Below are 17567 nucleotides of genomic sequence, written 5' to 3'. Positions count from 1 at the left end.
TCCATATCCACCGCCTCGGCCGCCGCGCCTGCGTCATCAACCCCTCCGACTACTCAATGTCCGACGCCGTCGCCATCATGACCGGCGCAATGGATCCGCCCGGTCAAGTGGCAGCTTGAGGTTGGTCATGTGCGATAGCTTCAGAGATAGTATTTCCTTGATTGCCGGTTTCATCGAGGAGAACGCCAGCGGCCCCGCCCGTACCATCGTCGCGGTCGCCGGACCGCCTGGGTCGGGAAAATCGACGCTGGCGGAAGGTGTTGTTGCGGCGTTGAATCGAGATGTTCCGGGCAAGGCCGTCCTGCTGCCGATGGACGGGTTTCATCTGGACAATGAGGAACTCGTGGAGAAGGGGCTTCTGGAACGCAAGGGCGCACCGGAAACTTTCGACGTTAGGGCATTGAACGACCTGTTGGAAAAGGTCCGGAAGGCTGAAAAGGACGTGTCCTATCCCGTCTTCGACAGGAAACAGGACAAAACGATTGCCAACGCGTCGTCAGTTCCCGCTGGGACCAGGATCGTTGTCGTCGAAGGGAACTATCTCCTCCTGGACCGTCCGCCCTGGAACGGACTGCATGGGTATTTCGACGCCACGGTTTTTCTGAATCCCGGGATGGGGATTCTCGAACGGCGGCTGGTCGATCGATGGCTCGCCCATGGTCATACGCTCGAGGAGGCACGGAAGCGCGCTCTTCAGAACGACATGGTCAACGCTCGCTGCGTCGTTGAGCACAGCATGGTGGCCGACCTGACCCTCGGCACACCACCCCGGGCGGCCGTGACGGCGTGACGGCCGGCATTCTTGAATAACTGTAGTTTCAACCAGAAAAGAAACGGTGACAAACATGAAACTTTTCGCGGATACGGCGGATATCGGCGCCATCAGTGCGCTCGCGGATTTGGGCCTGATCGATGGCGTGACGACAAACCCCAGCCTGGTCATGAAAAGCGGAAGGGGCTTCAAGGAGGTACTGAAGGAAATCTGCGGTGTGGTTGACGGTCCTGTTTCTGCGGAAGTGGCGGCAACGGATTTTGAACAAATCATGAAGGAAGCAGCCGTCCTCGCAGACATTGCCCCCAACATCTGCATCAAACTTCCCCTGACCCTGGAGGGGCTGAAGGCCTGCCGGGCCTTGTCCCGGGAAGGGTGCAAGACGAACGTCACCTTGTGTTTCTCCGCAAGTCAGGCCCTTCTGGCGGCCAAGGCCGGGGCAACCTATGTCTCGCCCTTTGTCGGGCGCCTGGACGACATCAACCAGGATGGTCTGGAGCTGATTCGGGACATCCGGACCGTTTTCGACAATTATCCCGCAATCGAGACCGAGATTCTGGCGGCCTCGCTTCGAACGGTGAACCATGTCTCCGAGGTGGCCCGAATCGGTTCGGACGCCGCGACGATACCGCCGGACACGATTCTGAAACTTGTCGAGCACCCGCTGACGAAAAAGGGATTGGAAACGTTTCTGGACGACTGGGCGAAGACAGGTCAGAAAATAATCTAGCCGTTGAGGTGCCGGCTTTCTGCCCGCCGGTGGTTCATGCGCAATTTCCGCGTGACGGATTTGGCGCTCTGGTCCTTGGCTTCAGAGGCCCGGGTGTCGTGGTGGCACGGGAGGAAACCATGGTGGGCATCGGCCGGCTCGCCCGTGTCCACGGCCCGGCGTGAAATCCGGTCGAGCTTTGACAGCCGGAACAGTCCGGACAGGGAGTTCGCAGGCGGCCTTTCGTGCCGACGCACAAAAAAAGCCCCGGTGAAGACCGGGGCTTTTCGATTGATATTGCTCGAGCGCCTCAGGCAGCTGCCTCGACTTCCGGCTCGCGCAGCACGTAGCCGCGCCCCCACACCGTTTCGATGTAGTTCTTGCCAGATGTAGCTGCCGCCAGTTTCTTGCGCAGCTTACAGATGAAGACGTCGATAATCTTCAATTCCGGCTCGTCCATGCCGCCGTAGAGATGGTTGAGGAACATCTCCTTGGTGAGCGTGGTACCCTTGCGGAGCGAAAGAAGCTCCAGCATCTGGTATTCCTTGCCGGTCAGATGAACGCGCTGGCCGCCGACTTCAACCGTTTTGGTATCCAGGTTGACCTTCAGGTCGCCGGTCACGATGACCGACTGTGCATGGCCCTTGGAGCGGCGGACGATCGCATGAATGCGTGCAACCAGTTCGTCCTTGTGGAACGGCTTGGTCATATAATCGTCTGCGCCGAAGCCGAGACCGCGAACCTTATCCTCAATGCCGGCGTTGCCGGAAAGGATCAGGATCGGAGTCTTGACCTTAGAAACGCGAAGTGTGCGGAGAACCTCGTAACCGGACATGTCCGGCAGGTTCAGATCCAACATTATGATGTCATAATCGTACAGTTTGCCGAGGTCGATTCCTTCCTCGCCAAGATCTGTCGTGTAGACGTTGAAGTTCTCGGACTTCAGCATCAACTCGATGCTCTGCGCTGTAGCGCTATCATCCTCAATCAACAGTACACGCATTGCCAATCCCCTTGTTCTGCCTTTCCTGGGCAAGTCGCAACGGCTCTGTCGGTGTGCGCTACGAAGGACTGCTGTTAACCCCGACTCAAAGCTATCGGATTATGGTTAACAAAATATGATTCGTAGCGGCAAGTTCCGCCGAGAGTAATCTGTGCACAACGGCCAACTTGTTGAATCCCCAAAAAAAATGCAGATTCACAAATCTTAATGTTGAACTTTAAGAAACGGGACTAACCGATTCCGTTCAGATTCCTTTCGACAAAGCCGTATTGACCTTGAAATGGCTCTCGCTTGTCAGCCTTCCAAAGGTTAAGATTAACCAGAGTCGTAAACGATAGGTTACCAAAACGCCGAACTGGGGAAGGAATCTTAATTGAAGGCGCTTTTTGCCGAGATTGATTCGCTGATGCCGACGGAAATATACGGGCGTGTAACGGCGGTTCAGGGGCTTCTTGTGGAGATCGCCGGCCCGATCCACGAGATGAGCGTCGGCTCGCGTCTTCTGATCGACAGCGGAGAGGAAAATCCCAAGGTCCCGGCTGAGGTTGTCGGCTTTCGTGAAGGCCATGCCCTGTGCATGCCGTTCTCCGGTCTGGAAGGTGTCCGGATGGGCTGCAAGGCCGTCATCACCGCCCGCGAAAGCGTGGTGCATCCGGGGGGCGCCTGGCTGGGCAGAGTGATTAACGCACTTGGTGAACCGATTGATGGTAAAGGAGATCTTGCCAATGGCGGAGTGCCTCGCAAATTGCGAAGTTCGCCTCCGCCGGCCTCCGAACGTAAACGAGTCGGACCGCCTCTCGACCTGGGCGTGCGGGCACTGAATACCTTCGTTACCTGTTGCGAAGGCCAGCGGATGGGTATCTTCGCCGGCTCCGGGGTGGGCAAGTCGGTCCTCATGTCGATGCTGGCGCGCAACACCGATTGCGATGTCGCGGTTATCGGCCTGATCGGCGAACGCGGCCGCGAGGTTCAGGAGTTTATCGAGGACGATCTCGGCGAAGAGGGGCTGGCACGATCCGTGATCGTTGTCGCCACGTCCGACGAGAGCGTTCTGATGCGCCGTCAGGCGGCCTATCTGACGATGACGGTCGCCGAACACTTCCGCGACGAGGGCAAGAATGTCCTTTGCATGATGGATTCGATCACCCGATTCGCGATGGCGCAGCGGGAAATCGGCCTCTCCATCGGCGAACCGCCGACCTCCAAGGGTTATACGCCGACCGTCTTCACCGAACTGCCGCGGCTGCTGGAACGGGCGGGGCCGGGCGTTGAAGGGACAGGTTCCATCACCGGTCTCTTCACGGTGCTGGTGGAAGGCGACAATCACAATGAACCTGTGGCCGATGCCGTGCGCGGCATCCTCGACGGGCATGTGGTCATGGAGCGCGGCATTGCCGAACGTGGACGTTATCCGGCGATCAACGTGCTGAAATCGGTCTCCAGAACCATGCCGCGCTGTGTGCCGCCGGAGCAGCAGCCGGTCCTGCGCAAGGCCAGGCAACTGCTGTCCACTTATTCGGACATGGAAGAACTCATTCGTCTCGGCGCCTACCGCAAGGGGTCCGACCCCATGGTCGACGAGGCGATTTACCGGTTCGGGCCGATTGACGATTTCCTCAATCAGGGAAAGGACGAGGCCACGTCACTTTCCGACGGATATCTTCAACTTGCCAACCTTTTGGAAATGACTCAGGGGTAGACTGCCCGTGTTAGGGGAGTATTGAGTAATGAAGACCCGAGACAGTTTGATCCGTTTGAAGCGGTTTCAGGTTGACGAAAAACGGCGGCAGCTCGCCCAGATCGAGAGCATGATTGCCGAGTTCAACCGCATGGCCGACGAACTGGATGACCAGATCCGTTCCGAGCAGGAGCGGGTGGGGATCGCTGATGTCACCCATTTTGCCTATCCGACCTTCGCCAAGGCGGCCGCGGACCGGCGCGACAACCTGCGCAATTCCGCGCATGAGCTGGACGACCAGCTGCAGCGTGCCCAGGACGAACTGAGCGAAGCGATCGAGGAGCTGAAGAAATTCGAGCAGCTGGAAGAGCGTGACCAGCAGCGCGAACGCACCGCCCAGGAAATGGCCGAGCAGGACCAGCTCGACGAAGTCGCCGCCCGCGCCAGGATCCGGTAGGCAACCTGCATCCAAACGGGTGATGGCTGCTCTGGCAACCGATGCCGGTCAGCCCCGGCGCCTGATCGTGTTTAAGCGGTCCTGACCGGTTCTCCCGCTCTCCTTCTTCGGACAGCCGTCCATCTCCGCGGCTGACCCCGCGTTTGACCTGGCTGCCGACAGCTGCAGCCGGGTTTGTGCTTTGTGGCCTGGATGTTATACCAGCCGTGATAGATGGGTTCCTGTCTGTTGCGGTTGATATCACGGGGACGGTGCAGACTGTTTCGGGCAAAACGGCCCATCGGCGTCTGCCATTCCATTTCCCAAATCCGGGGTGCAGCACGTTTCATGCGTTTTTTTCTGGCCTTGCTCCTTCCGGTCTCGACCTTTTCCTTTGCGCTCGGGCTGACACAGCCCCTGATGCTCTTCGAGCGGCTCTATTTCCTTGAAGACCGGCCCACGCTGATCGAAATGATTTCGAGTCTCTGGCTGGAGGGCGATTCGGCCCTGGCCGGCGTCGTCGCTCTGTTTTCCGTTGCCTTCCCGGCGCTCAAGATCGTGCTCATACATGTCGCCGTCCTGACCGGCGGCAAGACACGCTCGCTCGCCTTGCTGTCGATGGTCAGCAAATGGTCGATGCTGGATGTGATGCTGGTCGCCCTGGTCCTGTTCGCTGCCAAGACCAGCGGGCTGGCGGCGGCTGCCATTTTGCCCGGCCTCTGGTTCTACGCCGCAGCAACCCTGACCACGGCCGTTGCCGCCAGTCTGTGCGCGCGAAGCTGATAATCGGGCAAGCGATCCGCAAGTGCGTGCGGATCAAGGTGCGCTGGCGGCGGGACGTGCCGCCTGAAGACCCGGGCTCCTGGTCTTCTTTTCCCTGCGTTTGGCCTGAAAATCGCCGCTACGGCTCTGTTTCGACAAAACCGTCTCGTCCAGAAATTTCTTGTAGGCGTTGGCCCATTCCGAACCATGCGTGGACGGGAGTTTCAAATGTTCGCTCCGCGCTTTCGCAAACAGGGCGAAGGTGGCTGTCCCGAGGCCTGCTTTCGCCGCGGTCTTGAAAACCAGTTCCTGCTTTCCGCTGAAAACCGCATCCTTGATGGATTTCTGTGCTGTTCTGCCACGGGCGCCAAGGAGCTCTATCGCATGGTTGAAGCGCCCATCCTGCAACAGCAGGATCATGATCTCATCCACCGAGATCTGGGCCTGTTCCGCATCCTGCCAGACCAGCGACATGTCGGTGTTTTCCAGTGCATCGCCGAACTCGTGGCGCAACACCTTCAGCCGGGCGATCTGATCGAGCTGGTCCTGGGTGAGGGAGCCTGCGATGATCCCGCGCAACCGCCTCTTGGTTTCGTCGTTCACGAGCGGCAGCAGGGCATGGCACACGGTCGGCGAAAGATCGGACCTCAGGGCGAGATCTTCTCTCAGTACAGTGTCTTCCGCGGCATATTTGACCAGTTGAAGCATTGTGTCGCGTGACAGCCGGATTTCGCGGTTTCCGGCAAGGATCCTGTGAACCGGCGTCTTGCCCTTCTGAACAAGGACGTCAGTCACCTGCGTGGAAAGATCCGTCCGCCGGGCTATGACCTGCAAATGCGAGTCGCTGACCTCTTCGATCAGGTTCAGAAGGTCTTCCTGGGTCAGAACCGGACTGTTGGTCAGAACCGGCATGGCGATCCGGACCTCGTCCTCGGCAATCCGCCGTGCCAGCGCATTGGGTGTGTTCGCCTGGGCGGCAAGCTTGCACGCCAGTCTGGACCGGTCCTTCGGAGAACCGACGCTGTAAAGCTTGAGGATCACTTCGGCGAAGATCGCAAGCTCCCGATCCGTGCGCTGGTCCAGATTGGCGACCACGAGTTCGCACACCTGCGCAAACAACTGTCTGCGGGCGTCCTCGGTCCCTTCCTGTGCCAGCTTGATCAGGGATTTCGACATTCTGCCTCCTGACAGGCAGATTGACGCCAATATTGTTATTTTTGCGTTACTTGTACGAAAAACGCGGGCATGCCAACAAAGGTAAGGTTTCGGCGGGTGTGCCGGCTAATTCGGAAGTCATGAATATTTGAATTACGGATCGGAATGCTGCCGCGAGAAGCAGATTGTTTCAACTCTTTGGAATTCGTTCTGGGGACAGATGGTTGGACTTGGCGGGAAGGGCAATAATTTATCCGGTTGCTGAAGTTGTTTCTACCCTGGCGGTGTGGACGCGAACCGGTGCAAACAAACCGTTTGTGGAAGGAGGGGGCTTGAAAGCAGAGGGGCAACCTGCAAGCTCAAAGCTTGAATTGGTCCGGTATGCCTTCAAGCCCGTACTTTAAACCTGTAAGCCGCCACACGTGATGCGAAATGAGTTTGACATGAGGACTTTCAAAAGAAGCCTGGCCGTTTTCGCGAGCCTCATTTTCCTGGGCATCCAGTGCGCGGTGGCCCAGACCGCCGGGACGGAGCAGGGGACGGCGCCCGTGGGAACGCCGGCCGACATCCAACAGGCGAACGAAGCCCTGATCCGGGTGCTGAACGATCCGCAAAGCCGCGCGGCGCTGATCGAACTCCTGAAGGAGGACGGGCAGACGGCCACGGCCGCGGATGGGGACAAGCTGGTTTCCTCCGGATCCGAAACGTCCCAGTCCGGGTCCCTCGTGGACGCGCACGCCCTCAACGAGAACGTCGCGCTCAGGATCGGCGAATACACGCGCACGCTCGCCGACGATGCCGGCTACCTGTTCGAGCAGGCGATGAGGTCGCTGAACGGCCTTGCGCTGGTCGCACAGGGTGAGATTGCGATCAAGTGGGACCGCGTCGGCGAAATCGTCCAGCAGGTTTCCTTTGTCCTTGTGGCTGCCTATGCCGGATTTCTGCTGACCCGGTTTGGCCTCGTCCGCTTCTATCCGCGCCTCTCTTCCAGGGCCCGGTACGGCGGCGGACTGACCCGCAGTTTCATCCTCGTTCTGACCACGATTGCCGATGCGGTGACCGTAGGGGTCGGCTGGCTCGTGGGCAACAGTGCGGCGCTGGCCAGCTTTGGCGGCGTCGATACCGGTGTGACGCTGCAGGAAAGCCTGGCGCTGAATGCCTTTCTGATCTGCGGCATGACCAATGTCTTCCTGAGGTTCATCTTTGCGCCGGGCCGGCCGGAATTGCGCTTCCTGCCATTCGTGGACACGGCTGCCATCTACTGGTACCGGCGCCTGCGGCTCTTCATGTACTGGATGATCTACGGCGTGTTCCTGGCCGTGCCGCTCGCCAACATCGCCGTCTCCTTCGTACTCGGAAATGCCCTTCGGTTTCTCATCGTTCTTATGGGAATGCTGTATCTTTGCGATCTCGTCCGCAGGAACCGGCGCCGGGTGCATGACGGGACGGCAGCCTATGCGCAAACACTGCAGACCGCGCTGGCCCGCAAGTCGCTGACGACGGTCGCCAATGCCTGGCATCTTGCGGCCTACGGCTATATTTCGGCGGTTTTCATCATCTGGGTGATCCGGCCGTTTGATGCCACCACGATCATCCTGAGAGCCACCGGCCTGTCCATCCTCACCATCATGGCGGGGATTGCGCTTTCGCTCGTCATGACTCGTGCGATCAAGGGTGGCATCCGGCTTCCCGAGGATCTCAACCGGACCCTGCCCGCGCTGCAGAGCAGGCTGAACGCCTTCGTGCCGCGGTTCCTGAAGATCATCCGGTTTGTCGTCTTTGTCGCCACCGTTCTCCTGCTGCTGGAAATCTGGGGCGTGATGAGCGTGATCGACTGGCTGGCCAGCGAGGCCGGCGTCGGTCTGCTCAGCAGCTACGGCTCGGCCTTCCTGGTCCTGCTGATCGCCTTCATGCTGTGGCTTGCCGTCATGTCCTGGGTGGACCTCAGGCTTCAGTCGCGCTCGGGCCATATAGTGACCGCCAGGGAGCGGACCCTGTTTCAGCTGTTCCGCAACGCCTCGACGGTAGTGATCCTGGTGATGGCGCTGTTGCTCTCCCTGTCGGAAATCGGCGTCGATATCGGCCCGCTGATTGCCGGTGCCGGTGTGGTCGGTCTTGCGATTTCCTTCGGCGCCCAGACCCTGGTGAAGGACATCATCACCGGTGCCTTCATCCAGATCGAGAATGCCATCAACGAAGGCGATGTGGTGACGGTGGCCGGCATCACGGGAACCGTGGAGGGGATCACCGTTCGCTCGTTGCGGATGCGGGATGTCAACGGGACGACCCATATCATTCCATTCTCTTCAGTCGACATGGTGTCCAACTTCATGCGCGGCTTCGCGTACCATGTCGCGCTGATCGGCGTTTCCTACGACACCGACATCACGCAGGCCAAGGACGCGATGGCGGAAGCTTTCCGCAGGTTGCAGGAAACCGACCACGGCCCAAAGATCATCGGCGACTTCGAGATGCACGGCGTGACCAATTTTGGTGCGAGCTCGATCGATATCCGCGGCCGCATCAAGACCGTCCCCGGCGAACAGTGGGGTGTCGGGCGGGCCTACAACGAATTCGTCAAGCAGGTCTTCGACGAACAGAAAATCGAAATACCCTTCCCGCAGGTCACCTATCACGCGGCAACTCCGCCATTTTCGGAGGAGGCGTCGAAAACGAAAAGTGCCGGAAAACCGAAAGTCGATGCGGCCGCGCTGGGTAACGACGCTCCCGGGGATGACACCGGGACATAGGAAATTCAATACCTTGACTTGAAAATGCGATGAGTTGCACACCCCGGGGCCCGAATTTCAGGTCTCGGGGTGTGTCGTTTTGACGTTTCGGAATTTTGTTAATTGAATTTCGTACAGTTTCGTTTTATTTTCGGTTCAAATGAAAACGCGCGAACATATGAGCCGGAGACGAGTATATGGCGGCTGACTACGATCTGCTGGTTATCGGCGGCGGCATTAACGGGACGGGCATTGCCCGCGACGCGGTCGGACGCGGCGCGTCGGTGATGCTGGTGGAGATGGGAGACCTGGCCGGGGCAACGTCTTCGGCATCAACCAAGCTCATCCACGGCGGTCTTCGCTACCTGGAGTACTACGAGTTCAATCTGGTCCGCAAAGCGCTGAAGGAACGTGAGGTTCTGTGGCAGGCCGCACCCCATATCGCCTGGCCGCTGCGGTTCATCCTGCCCCATCACAAGGACCTGCGTCCGGCCTGGCTGCTGCGTCTCGGGCTTTTTCTCTACGATCATCTCGGCGGCCGCAAACTGCTGCCGGCGACAAGGACCGTGCGGCTGGACCAGGCTCCCTTCTCGCAGGGCCTCAAGAAGCTTTTCCAAAAGGGATTCGAATATTCCGACTGCTGGGTGGATGATGCCCGGCTGGTGGTCCTGAACGCGCTGGATGCGGCCGGCCGGGGGGCCGACATCCTGACGCGCACCAAATGCGTCAGCGCGCGCCGGGACGGAGATGTCTGGAGGGTTGTGCTGAAGGACGTTGCCTCCGGGGAAGAACGGACGGTGACGGCGAGCGTCCTGGTAAATGCCGGTGGGCCGTGGGTCGCCGATCTGCTGCATGGCGTTGTCAGCGCCAACAGCGGTGCGAATATCCGTCTGGTGAAGGGCAGCCATATCATCGTGCCGCGCCGGTTCGAGCACGACCGGTGTTTCATCTTCCAGAACGGGGACGGCCGGATCGTGTTTGCCATTCCCTATGAAACCGACTTTACCCTGATCGGGACCACGGATGTCGATTTCGAGGGTGATCTCCGTAATGTCGGGATCTCCACGGAAGAGATCGACTATCTGTGCAAGGCGGCCAGCGAATATCTGGACGAACCGGTTACACCGGACGATGTGGTTCATACCTATTCCGGCGTCCGTCCGCTTTATGACGACGGCGCCAAGGATGCGAAAGCGGCCACGCGCGATTACGTTCTTGAACTGGACGGGGGTGACGGCACGCCTCCCGTCCTGTCGGTTTTCGGCGGCAAGATCACGACCTACCGGAAGCTCTCCGAGCATGTGCTCACCCGGCTGGAACCGTTTCTGCCTTTCAAACGCGGGACCTGGACGGCGTCCGCACCCTTGCCGGGCGGCGATTTCAAGGTCGATGAGTTCGATGCCGAGGTGACCCGGCTCCGGAACGACTTTCCGTTCCTGGACGTGCGGTTCGCAACCCGCCTGATCCGGCTGTACGGAACGCGGGCAAGAGAGTTCCTGAAAGACGCCAGCTCTGCCGAGGATCTCGGCGGTTGCTTCGGCTACAATCTTCATGAGGCGGAAGTGAAATGGCTGATCGACCGGGAGTGGGCACGATCGGCTGACGATATTCTGTGGCGGCGGACCAAGCTCGGCCTCCGGCTCACCTTGGAGGAGGCAAGCCGGCTGGACAGCTTCGTGACCGGTTATCTTGCGGACAAGACCGGTGCTGCGGCATAACCATCAATGACAGACCGGACCTGCCGGCCCAGCCACAGGTCCTTTAAATGATACAAACGGGAGGTGGCCATGGCCGGATGTGTGTTGGCGATAGACCAGGGCACAACGTCAAGCCGTGCGATTGTGTTCGGCGAAGATTTTCATCCCATCAGTGTCGGCCAGCAGGAATTTCCGCAGCACTTCCCGAAGTCGGGATGGGTGGAACATTCGCCGTCCGATATCTGGACAAGCACGCTCAGAGTGTGCCGGGAAGCCATGGAAAAGGCACCCGCCAGTGGTGCGGACGTTGCCGCGATCGGGATAACCAACCAGCGGGAAACGACGCTGGTCTGGGATCGGGAGACAGGCGAGCCGGTTTACAACGCCATCGTCTGGCAGGACCGGCGAACTGCCGATTTCTGTGCGAAGCTGCGGGCCGAAGGGCTGGAGGAAATGTTCACCTCCAGGACCGGCCTCCTGCTCGATCCTTATTTTTCGGGCACGAAGATCGCCTGGATTCTGGACAATGTCGAAGGCGCGCGGGCACGCGCAGAGCGCGGCGAACTGGCTTTCGGCACGGTCGATACCTGGCTGATCTGGCAGCTTACCGGCGGCGCGGTGCATGCCACCGATGCCACCAATGCCTCGCGCACGCTCATCTACAACATTCACGACAATGCCTGGGACGAGGAACTCTGCCAGGTCCTGGGTATTCCGGTAAATCTTTTGCCGGAGGTCAAGGACAGCGCCGACGATTTCGGCGCCGCCAAGACGGAATTCTTCGGCAGACCCCTGCCGATCCTCGGTGTTGCAGGGGACCAGCAGGCCGCCACGGTCGGCCAGGCCTGTTTCAAACCCGGCATGGTAAAGTCAACCTACGGCACCGGCTGTTTTGCGATCATGAACACCGGTGAAACGCCGGTGCGTTCCAACAACCGGATGCTGACGACAATCGCCTACCGCCTGAATGGCAAGACCACCTATGCGCTGGAAGGGTCGATCTTCGTGGCAGGCGCGGCGGTGCAGTGGTTGCGCGATGGCCTGGGGCTGATCGAAACGGCCGGGGAGACCCAGGGGCTTGCGGAGACAGCCGATCCGAATCAGGACGTCTTCCTGGTCCCGGCTTTTGTCGGGCTCGGCGCACCCTATTGGGACGCGGAGGCCCGCGGCGCCCTGTTCGGCCTGACCCGCAACACAGGTCCGAAGGAAATTGCCCGGGCGGTATTGCAGAGCGTCGGCTACCAGACCAGCGATCTGGTGGAAGCCATGAGAGCCGATTGGCCGGGCGCGGAACAGACGGTTCTGAGGGTCGATGGCGGCATGACCGCATCCGACTGGACCATGCAATTCCTGTCGGACATTCTGGGGGCGCCGGTCGACAGGCCGACCGTGGCGGAAACGACGGCACTGGGGGCCGCCTGGCTCGCCGGATCGAAAGCCGGCATATGGCCCGGGGCGGATGCCTTTTCGGCCGAGTGGAAGCTGGAAAAAAGGTTTGAACCGCGTTTGGAAAAGCCGGAACGGGAAAAACTGCTCGCCGGCTGGAAAGATGCGATCCGGCGAACGCGTTCTACGCAGGATTGAGAAAAACGGAAGCTCTCGCTATTGCGAGAGCTTTTTGTTTTCAGTAGCTTATCAGCATACCGAAATTGGCTTCCGTGACGGTATTTGTTTCCAGACTGAGCAGCCTATAGCGTTAAAAATTTACGGCAGCAACGCTTACCTAGCAAAAATATTTCAAAACTCATACCAAATTAGAAATATGTTGGCAGTTGATTTTCTGCCAAAAAAACGCCTTAGTTTGCGCTGGCTTGGGCTTAACTCCATTGCGCGATCTCAACGACGCAAGGCCCTCGCACTTCATCAAGGGGAGAACAGATTGATGAATTTCCAAAAAACCTTGAAGGCAACCCTTCTTGGCGCCAGCCTTGCTGTGATCGCAGCGACCGGCGCTTCGGCAAAAAACCTGGTTTATTGCTCCGAAGGGTCTCCTGAAGGCTTCGACGCCGCACTCTACACCGCCGGCACCACGTTCGACGCTTCTTCCAAGCCGATCTACAACCGGCTTGTCGAGTTCAAGCGCGGCACCACCGAAGTTCTGCCGGGCCTGGCTGAAAGCTGGGAAGTTTCCGAAGACGGTCTGGAATACACCTTCAACCTGCGCAAGGGCGTCAAGTTCCACACCACCAGCTTCTTCACGCCGACCCGTGACTTCAACGCCGACGACGTTGTCTTCACCTTTGAGCGTCAGCTGAAGAAAGACCATCCGTGGCACGAGTACACCGCTGGTGCTGCCTGGGAATACTTCAACGGCATGTCCATGCCGGACCTCATCAAGAGCATCGAGAAGGTTGACGACTACACCGTCAAGTTCGTGCTGAACCGTCCGGAAGCACCGATGATCGCCAACCTTGCGATGGACTTCGCGTCGGTCCTGTCCGCCGAGTATGCCGCTCAGCTGGAAGCTGCCGGTACCAAGGAGCAGCTCAACCAGCAGCCGGTCGGCACCGGTCCGTTCGGCTTCGTCGGCTACCAGAAAGACGCCGTGATCCGCTATGCGGCTCATGCCGACTACTGGGGTGGCAAGCAGCCGGTCGACAACCTGATCTTCGCCATCACGCCGGACGCCGCCGTGCGCCTGCAGAAGCTGAAGGCCGGTGAATGTCACGTCATGCCGTATCCGGCACCGGCCGACATCGCCGACATCAAGGCTGACAGCAACCTGAACCTGATGGAACAGCAGGGCCTCAACGTCGGTTACCTTGCCTACAACACCAAGGTGGCTCCGTTCGACAAGAAGGAAGTCCGCAAGGCGCTGAACCACGCGATCAACAAGCAGGCGATCCTCGACGCGGTTTTCCAGGGCTCCGGCCAGGCTGCGAAGAACCCGATCCCGCCGACCATGTGGTCCTACAACGACGCTATCGAGGATGATGCCTACGATCCGGAACTGGCCAAGAAGATGCTGGCCGACGCCGGTGTCTCCGACCTGTCCATGAAGGTCTGGGCAATGCCGGTGCAGCGTCCGTACAACCCGAATGCACGCCGCATGGCGGAAGTCATTCAGGCGGACTTCGCGAAAGTCGGCGTGAACGTCGAGATCGTTTCCTACGAATGGGGTGAGTACCTGTCCCGTTCCAAGGATGTCGAGCGTGACGGTGCCGTTCTGCTCGGCTGGACCGGCGATAACGGCGACCCGGACAACTTCCTGGCCGTTCTGCTCGGCTGTGACGGCGTCGGCGGTTCCAACCGCGCCCAGTGGTGTAACGACGACTTCGACAGCCTGATCAAGAAGGCGAAGACCGTGACCGACAAGGCAGAGCGCACCAAGCTCTACGAACAGGCACAGGTCGTCTTCAAGGAAGAGGCTCCGTGGGCAACCATCGCTCACTCCGTCGTCTTCATGCCGATGTCCTCCAAGGTCAGCGGCTACGTCATGGACCCGCTTGGTGGTCACTGGTTTGACGGCGTGGATATTGCGGAGTAAATCCGCTTAATCAGAGGGAGGCGCTGGCAGCGATGCTGGCGCCTTCAAACATTATGACCGGCGGATACTCTCATAGCTTGTGACGGTCTCCGCTGGTTCTTCGTATCTGGAACCTGACATGCTTCGCTTTCTTCTAGGCCGACTCGGCCTGTTGATACCGACATTCTTCGGCGTCACCCTCGTCGCCTTCTCCTTCATCCGTCTTCTGCCTGGCGACCCGCTGGATCTTCTGGCCGGCGAACGCGGCATCGATCCGGCGCGCAAGGCTGAGCTCATGGCTCAGATGGGCTTCGACAAGCCGTTGTGGCAGCAGTACATCCACTACGTCATCGGCATCTTCCAGGGAGATCTCGGCACCTCCTTCGCTTCCAAGAAGCCCGTGCTGACCGAATTCCTGACACTGTTTCCGGCGACCGCCGAACTGTCGCTCTGCGCCATCATCCTGGCCGTCAGCATCGGCATTCCCGCCGGTATCTTCGCGGCTGTGAAACGCGGCAAGGTCGCCGACCAGGCGATCATGGGGACCGCTCTCGTCGGTTACTCCATGCCGATTTTCTGGTGGGGGCTGCTTCTGATCATCCTGTTCTCCGGCATCCTGCAGTGGACCCCGGTCTCGGGCCGTATCTCGCTGATGTATTTCTTCCCGCAGGTGACCGGCTTCATGCTGATCGACAGTCTGCTGTCGGGGGAAAAGGGTGCTTTCCTGTCCGCGGTGCGGCACCTGATCCTGCCGTCGATCGTGCTGGCGACCATTCCGCTTGCGGTGATCGCGCGTCAGACGCGTTCGGCCATGCTCGAGGTTCTGGGTGAAGACTATGTCAGGACGGCCCGGGCCAAGGGGCTGCCGCCCCGGTCCATCATCGGCCTGCACGCCCTGCGCAACGCCCTGATCCCGGTGATCACCACCATCGGCCTCCAGGTTGGCGTTCTGCTGGCCGGCGCGATCCTGACGGAAACCATCTTTTCCTGGCCGGGGATCGGTAAATGGCTCGTCGACAGTATTTCACGGCGGGACTATTTCGTCGTTCAGGGTGGTCTCCTGCTGATCGCCGGGATCATCATGCTGGTCAACCTGATCGTGGACGTGCTGTACGGCCTGATCAATCCACGTATCCGCCACCATTGAGCCGAGGGACTTCGCAATGACAAATACCTCCCCGGCCACCAAGGCCGATACATCCAAGCTCATCGCCGAAAGCCGCAATGCCACCAAGGCGCAGCTGATCGAGTTCTGGTATTATTTTTCGCAGAACAAGGGCGCCGTGATCGGCCTTGTCATCTTCACGCTGCTGGTGGTGATGGCACTCTTCGCGCCGCTCATCGCACCGCATAATCCCGACGTCCAGTATCGCGACAGCTTCCTGGTGCCGCCGTTCTGGGAAGAAGGCGGCAAGGCGGCCTTCCTTCTGGGAACGGATGCCGTCGGACGCGATATCCTCTCGCGCCTGATCTTCGGTGCACGGTTCTCGCTGTTCATCGGTGTGGTCGTCGTCTCCATCGCGCTGGTCGGCGGTATCGTGCTCGGCCTTGTTGCCGGTTACATGCGCGGTGCGGTCGACACCATCATCATGCGTGTAATGGACATCATCCTGGCTTTCCCCTCGCTGCTTCTCGCCCTCGTGCTGGTGGCCATTCTGGGGCCGGGCCTGATCAATGCCATGATCGCGATCGCCATCGTCCTGCAGCCGCACTTCGTCCGTCTGACCCGTGCCGCCGTTCTGTCCGAGCGTTCGCGGGATTATGTGATTGCGGCCAAGGTTGCCGGCGCAGGTCACATGCGGCTGATGTTCAAGACCATCCTGCCGAACTGTCTGGCGCCGCTGATCGTCCAGGCGACCCTGTCCTTCTCCAACGCGATCCTGGACGCGGCCGCACTCGGCTTCCTCGGCATGGGCGCGCAACCGCCCACACCGGAATGGGGCACGATGCTCGCCGAGGCCCGGGAATTCATCCTGCGCGCCTGGTGGGTCGTGACCTTCCCGGGTCTCGCCATCCTGATCACCGTTCTTGCCATCAACCTGGTCGGCGACGGCCTGCGCGATGCGCTCGACCCGAAACTTAAGAGGAGCTAAGCGACATGCCTCTTCTTGAAATCAGAAACCTCAAGGTCGAGTTCGACACCGCCAAGGGGCCGTTCAAGGCGCTTGACGGAGTCGACTACACGGTCGATGCCGGTGAAGTCCTGGCAATCGTCGGCGAATCCGGCTCGGGCAAGTCCGTCGCCATGCTGGCGACCATGGGCCTCTTGCCGAACACGGCGACAATCACCGCCGACAAGATGGATTTCGAAGGCCTCGATCTCCGGACCCTGTCCGCCGCTGCACGCCGGAAGGTGATCGGCAAGGACATTTCGATGATCTTCCAGGAGCCGATTGCCAGCCTCAACCCGTGCTTCACGATCGGCTTCCAGCTCGGCGAAACCCTCAAGACCCACCTGGGTCTCAAGGGCAAGCAGATCAAGGACCGCGTGATCGAGCTGATGACGGCGGTCGGTATTCCCGATCCCGAAGGACGGATCAACGCTTACCCGCACCAGATGTCCGGCGGCCAGTGCCAGCGTGTGATGATCGCCATGGCCATTGCCTGTTCGCCAAAGCTGCTGATCGCCGACGAACCGACAACGGCGCTCGACGTGACCATCCAGAAACAGATCCTTGATCTGCTGGTTCAGCTGCAGCAGGACAGCGGCATGGGGCTGATCATGATCACCCACGACATGGGTGTGGTGGCGGAGACCGCCGACCGCGTGATCGTTCAGTACAAGGGCCGCAAGATGGAAGAGGCCGACGTGCTCTCCCTCTTCGAAAAACCGCAGAACCCGTACACCAGGGCGCTGCTCTCCGCTCTGCCGGAAAACGCGACCGGCGACCGCTTGCCGACCGTGAGCGACTTTGCCCAGGCGGGAGGTTTCTAACATGTCCGAAGATGCAATCCTCAAGGTCCGTGACGTCTATCGCACCTATGACATCAAGGGCGGTATGTTCAAGAAGGCGTCGACCCTGACGGCCGTCAAGGGCGTCAGCTTCGATGTGGAGCGCGGCTCCACACTCGCGGTCGTCGGCGAGAGCGGCTGCGGCAAGTCCACCCTTGCCCGCATGCTGACCATGATCGATGCCCAGACCTCCGGCAGCATCGAGAT

Annotated in this window: 15 protein-coding genes and 1 pseudogene; 14 read left to right on the top strand and 2 right to left on the bottom strand. The window is 59.8% G+C overall.

What is annotated here, in order from left to right:
- From ACQY7U_RS10835 to fsa, 3 genes and pseudogenes are all read left to right on the top strand, one after another.
- Positions 1-119 (top strand): annotated as a pseudogene (locus ACQY7U_RS10835) (sugar ABC transporter ATP-binding protein); the annotation flags it as partial.
- Between the two features lie 8 nt (positions 120-127).
- Positions 128-790: a nucleoside triphosphate hydrolase gene (locus ACQY7U_RS10830; RefSeq protein WP_428644339.1), complete on the top strand. Its 663-nt coding sequence runs from the start codon at positions 128-130 to the stop codon at positions 788-790.
- Positions 791-845: 55 nt separating this feature from the next.
- Positions 846-1502 carry a fructose-6-phosphate aldolase gene (gene fsa, locus ACQY7U_RS10825; protein WP_428644337.1) on the top strand — a complete coding sequence of 219 codons (657 nt, stop codon included), beginning with the start codon at positions 846-848 and terminating at the stop codon, positions 1500-1502.
- Positions 1503-1791: 289 nt separating this feature from the next.
- On the opposite strand, the gene ctrA is transcribed toward fsa, so the two are convergent.
- Entirely contained in the window at positions 1792-2484 is a 693-nt protein-coding gene (gene ctrA / locus ACQY7U_RS10820; protein WP_297588982.1) for a response regulator transcription factor CtrA, read from the bottom strand.
- Positions 2485-2857: 373 nt separating this feature from the next.
- Between ctrA and fliI the strand changes: the two genes are divergently transcribed.
- From fliI to ACQY7U_RS10805, 3 genes are all read left to right on the top strand, one after another.
- Positions 2858-4183, top strand: a complete 1326-nt coding sequence (gene fliI / locus ACQY7U_RS10815) for a flagellar protein export ATPase FliI (protein ID WP_428644335.1) — start codon at positions 2858-2860, stop codon at positions 4181-4183.
- Between the two features lie 28 nt (positions 4184-4211).
- On the top strand, positions 4212-4619 hold the full coding sequence (gene fliJ / locus ACQY7U_RS10810; protein WP_428644333.1) for a flagellar export protein FliJ: 408 nt from the start codon (positions 4212-4214) through the stop codon (positions 4617-4619).
- 327 nt (positions 4620-4946) lie between these two features.
- Positions 4947-5381 (top strand): paraquat-inducible protein A, encoded by a 435-nt coding sequence (locus tag ACQY7U_RS10805; protein ID WP_428644331.1) that lies wholly within the window; start codon positions 4947-4949, stop codon positions 5379-5381.
- A 33-nt stretch (positions 5382-5414) separates the two neighbouring features.
- Here the strand turns inward: ACQY7U_RS10805 and ACQY7U_RS10800 are convergent, their stop codons facing one another.
- The gene (locus ACQY7U_RS10800; RefSeq protein ID WP_428644329.1) at positions 5415-6536 is read right to left on the bottom strand and encodes a DUF2336 domain-containing protein; all 1122 of its coding nucleotides are present in this window, start codon (positions 6534-6536) and stop codon (positions 5415-5417) included.
- 422 nt (positions 6537-6958) lie between these two features.
- Between ACQY7U_RS10800 and ACQY7U_RS10795 the strand changes: the two genes are divergently transcribed.
- From ACQY7U_RS10795 to ACQY7U_RS10760, 8 genes are all read left to right on the top strand, one after another.
- Positions 6959-9265, top strand: coding sequence for a mechanosensitive ion channel domain-containing protein (locus tag ACQY7U_RS10795; protein WP_428644327.1), 2307 nt, complete (start codon positions 6959-6961; stop codon positions 9263-9265).
- Positions 9266-9441: 176 nt separating this feature from the next.
- Positions 9442-10962: a glycerol-3-phosphate dehydrogenase gene (gene glpD / locus ACQY7U_RS10790; protein WP_428644326.1), complete on the top strand. Its 1521-nt coding sequence runs from the start codon at positions 9442-9444 to the stop codon at positions 10960-10962.
- Positions 10963-11031: 69 nt separating this feature from the next.
- Entirely contained in the window at positions 11032-12525 is a 1494-nt protein-coding gene (gene glpK, locus ACQY7U_RS10785) for a glycerol kinase GlpK (RefSeq protein WP_428644323.1), read from the top strand.
- A gap of 298 nt (positions 12526-12823) precedes the next feature.
- Positions 12824-14428 carry an ABC transporter substrate-binding protein gene (locus tag ACQY7U_RS10780; protein ID WP_428644320.1) on the top strand — a complete coding sequence of 535 codons (1605 nt, stop codon included), beginning with the start codon at positions 12824-12826 and terminating at the stop codon, positions 14426-14428.
- Positions 14429-14546: 118 nt separating this feature from the next.
- Positions 14547-15554, top strand: coding sequence for an ABC transporter permease subunit (locus ACQY7U_RS10775; protein ID WP_428644319.1), 1008 nt, complete (start codon positions 14547-14549; stop codon positions 15552-15554).
- Between the two features lie 16 nt (positions 15555-15570).
- Positions 15571-16500 (top strand): ABC transporter permease subunit, encoded by a 930-nt coding sequence (locus ACQY7U_RS10770; protein WP_428644317.1) that lies wholly within the window; start codon positions 15571-15573, stop codon positions 16498-16500.
- A 5-nt stretch (positions 16501-16505) separates the two neighbouring features.
- Entirely contained in the window at positions 16506-17342 is an 837-nt protein-coding gene (locus ACQY7U_RS10765; RefSeq protein WP_428644314.1) for an ABC transporter ATP-binding protein, read from the top strand.
- Between the two features lies 1 nt (position 17343).
- The coding region (locus ACQY7U_RS10760) for an ATP-binding cassette domain-containing protein (protein ID WP_428644311.1) at positions 17344-17567 on the top strand (224 nt) is incomplete at its 3' end.

This window comes from Roseibium sp., assembly GCF_050301095.1.
Taxonomy (GTDB): Bacteria; Pseudomonadota; Alphaproteobacteria; order Rhizobiales; family Stappiaceae; genus Roseibium.
Note: the sequence above shows the minus strand (reverse complement) of the source record. Positions and strands in the feature narration are given on the sequence as shown.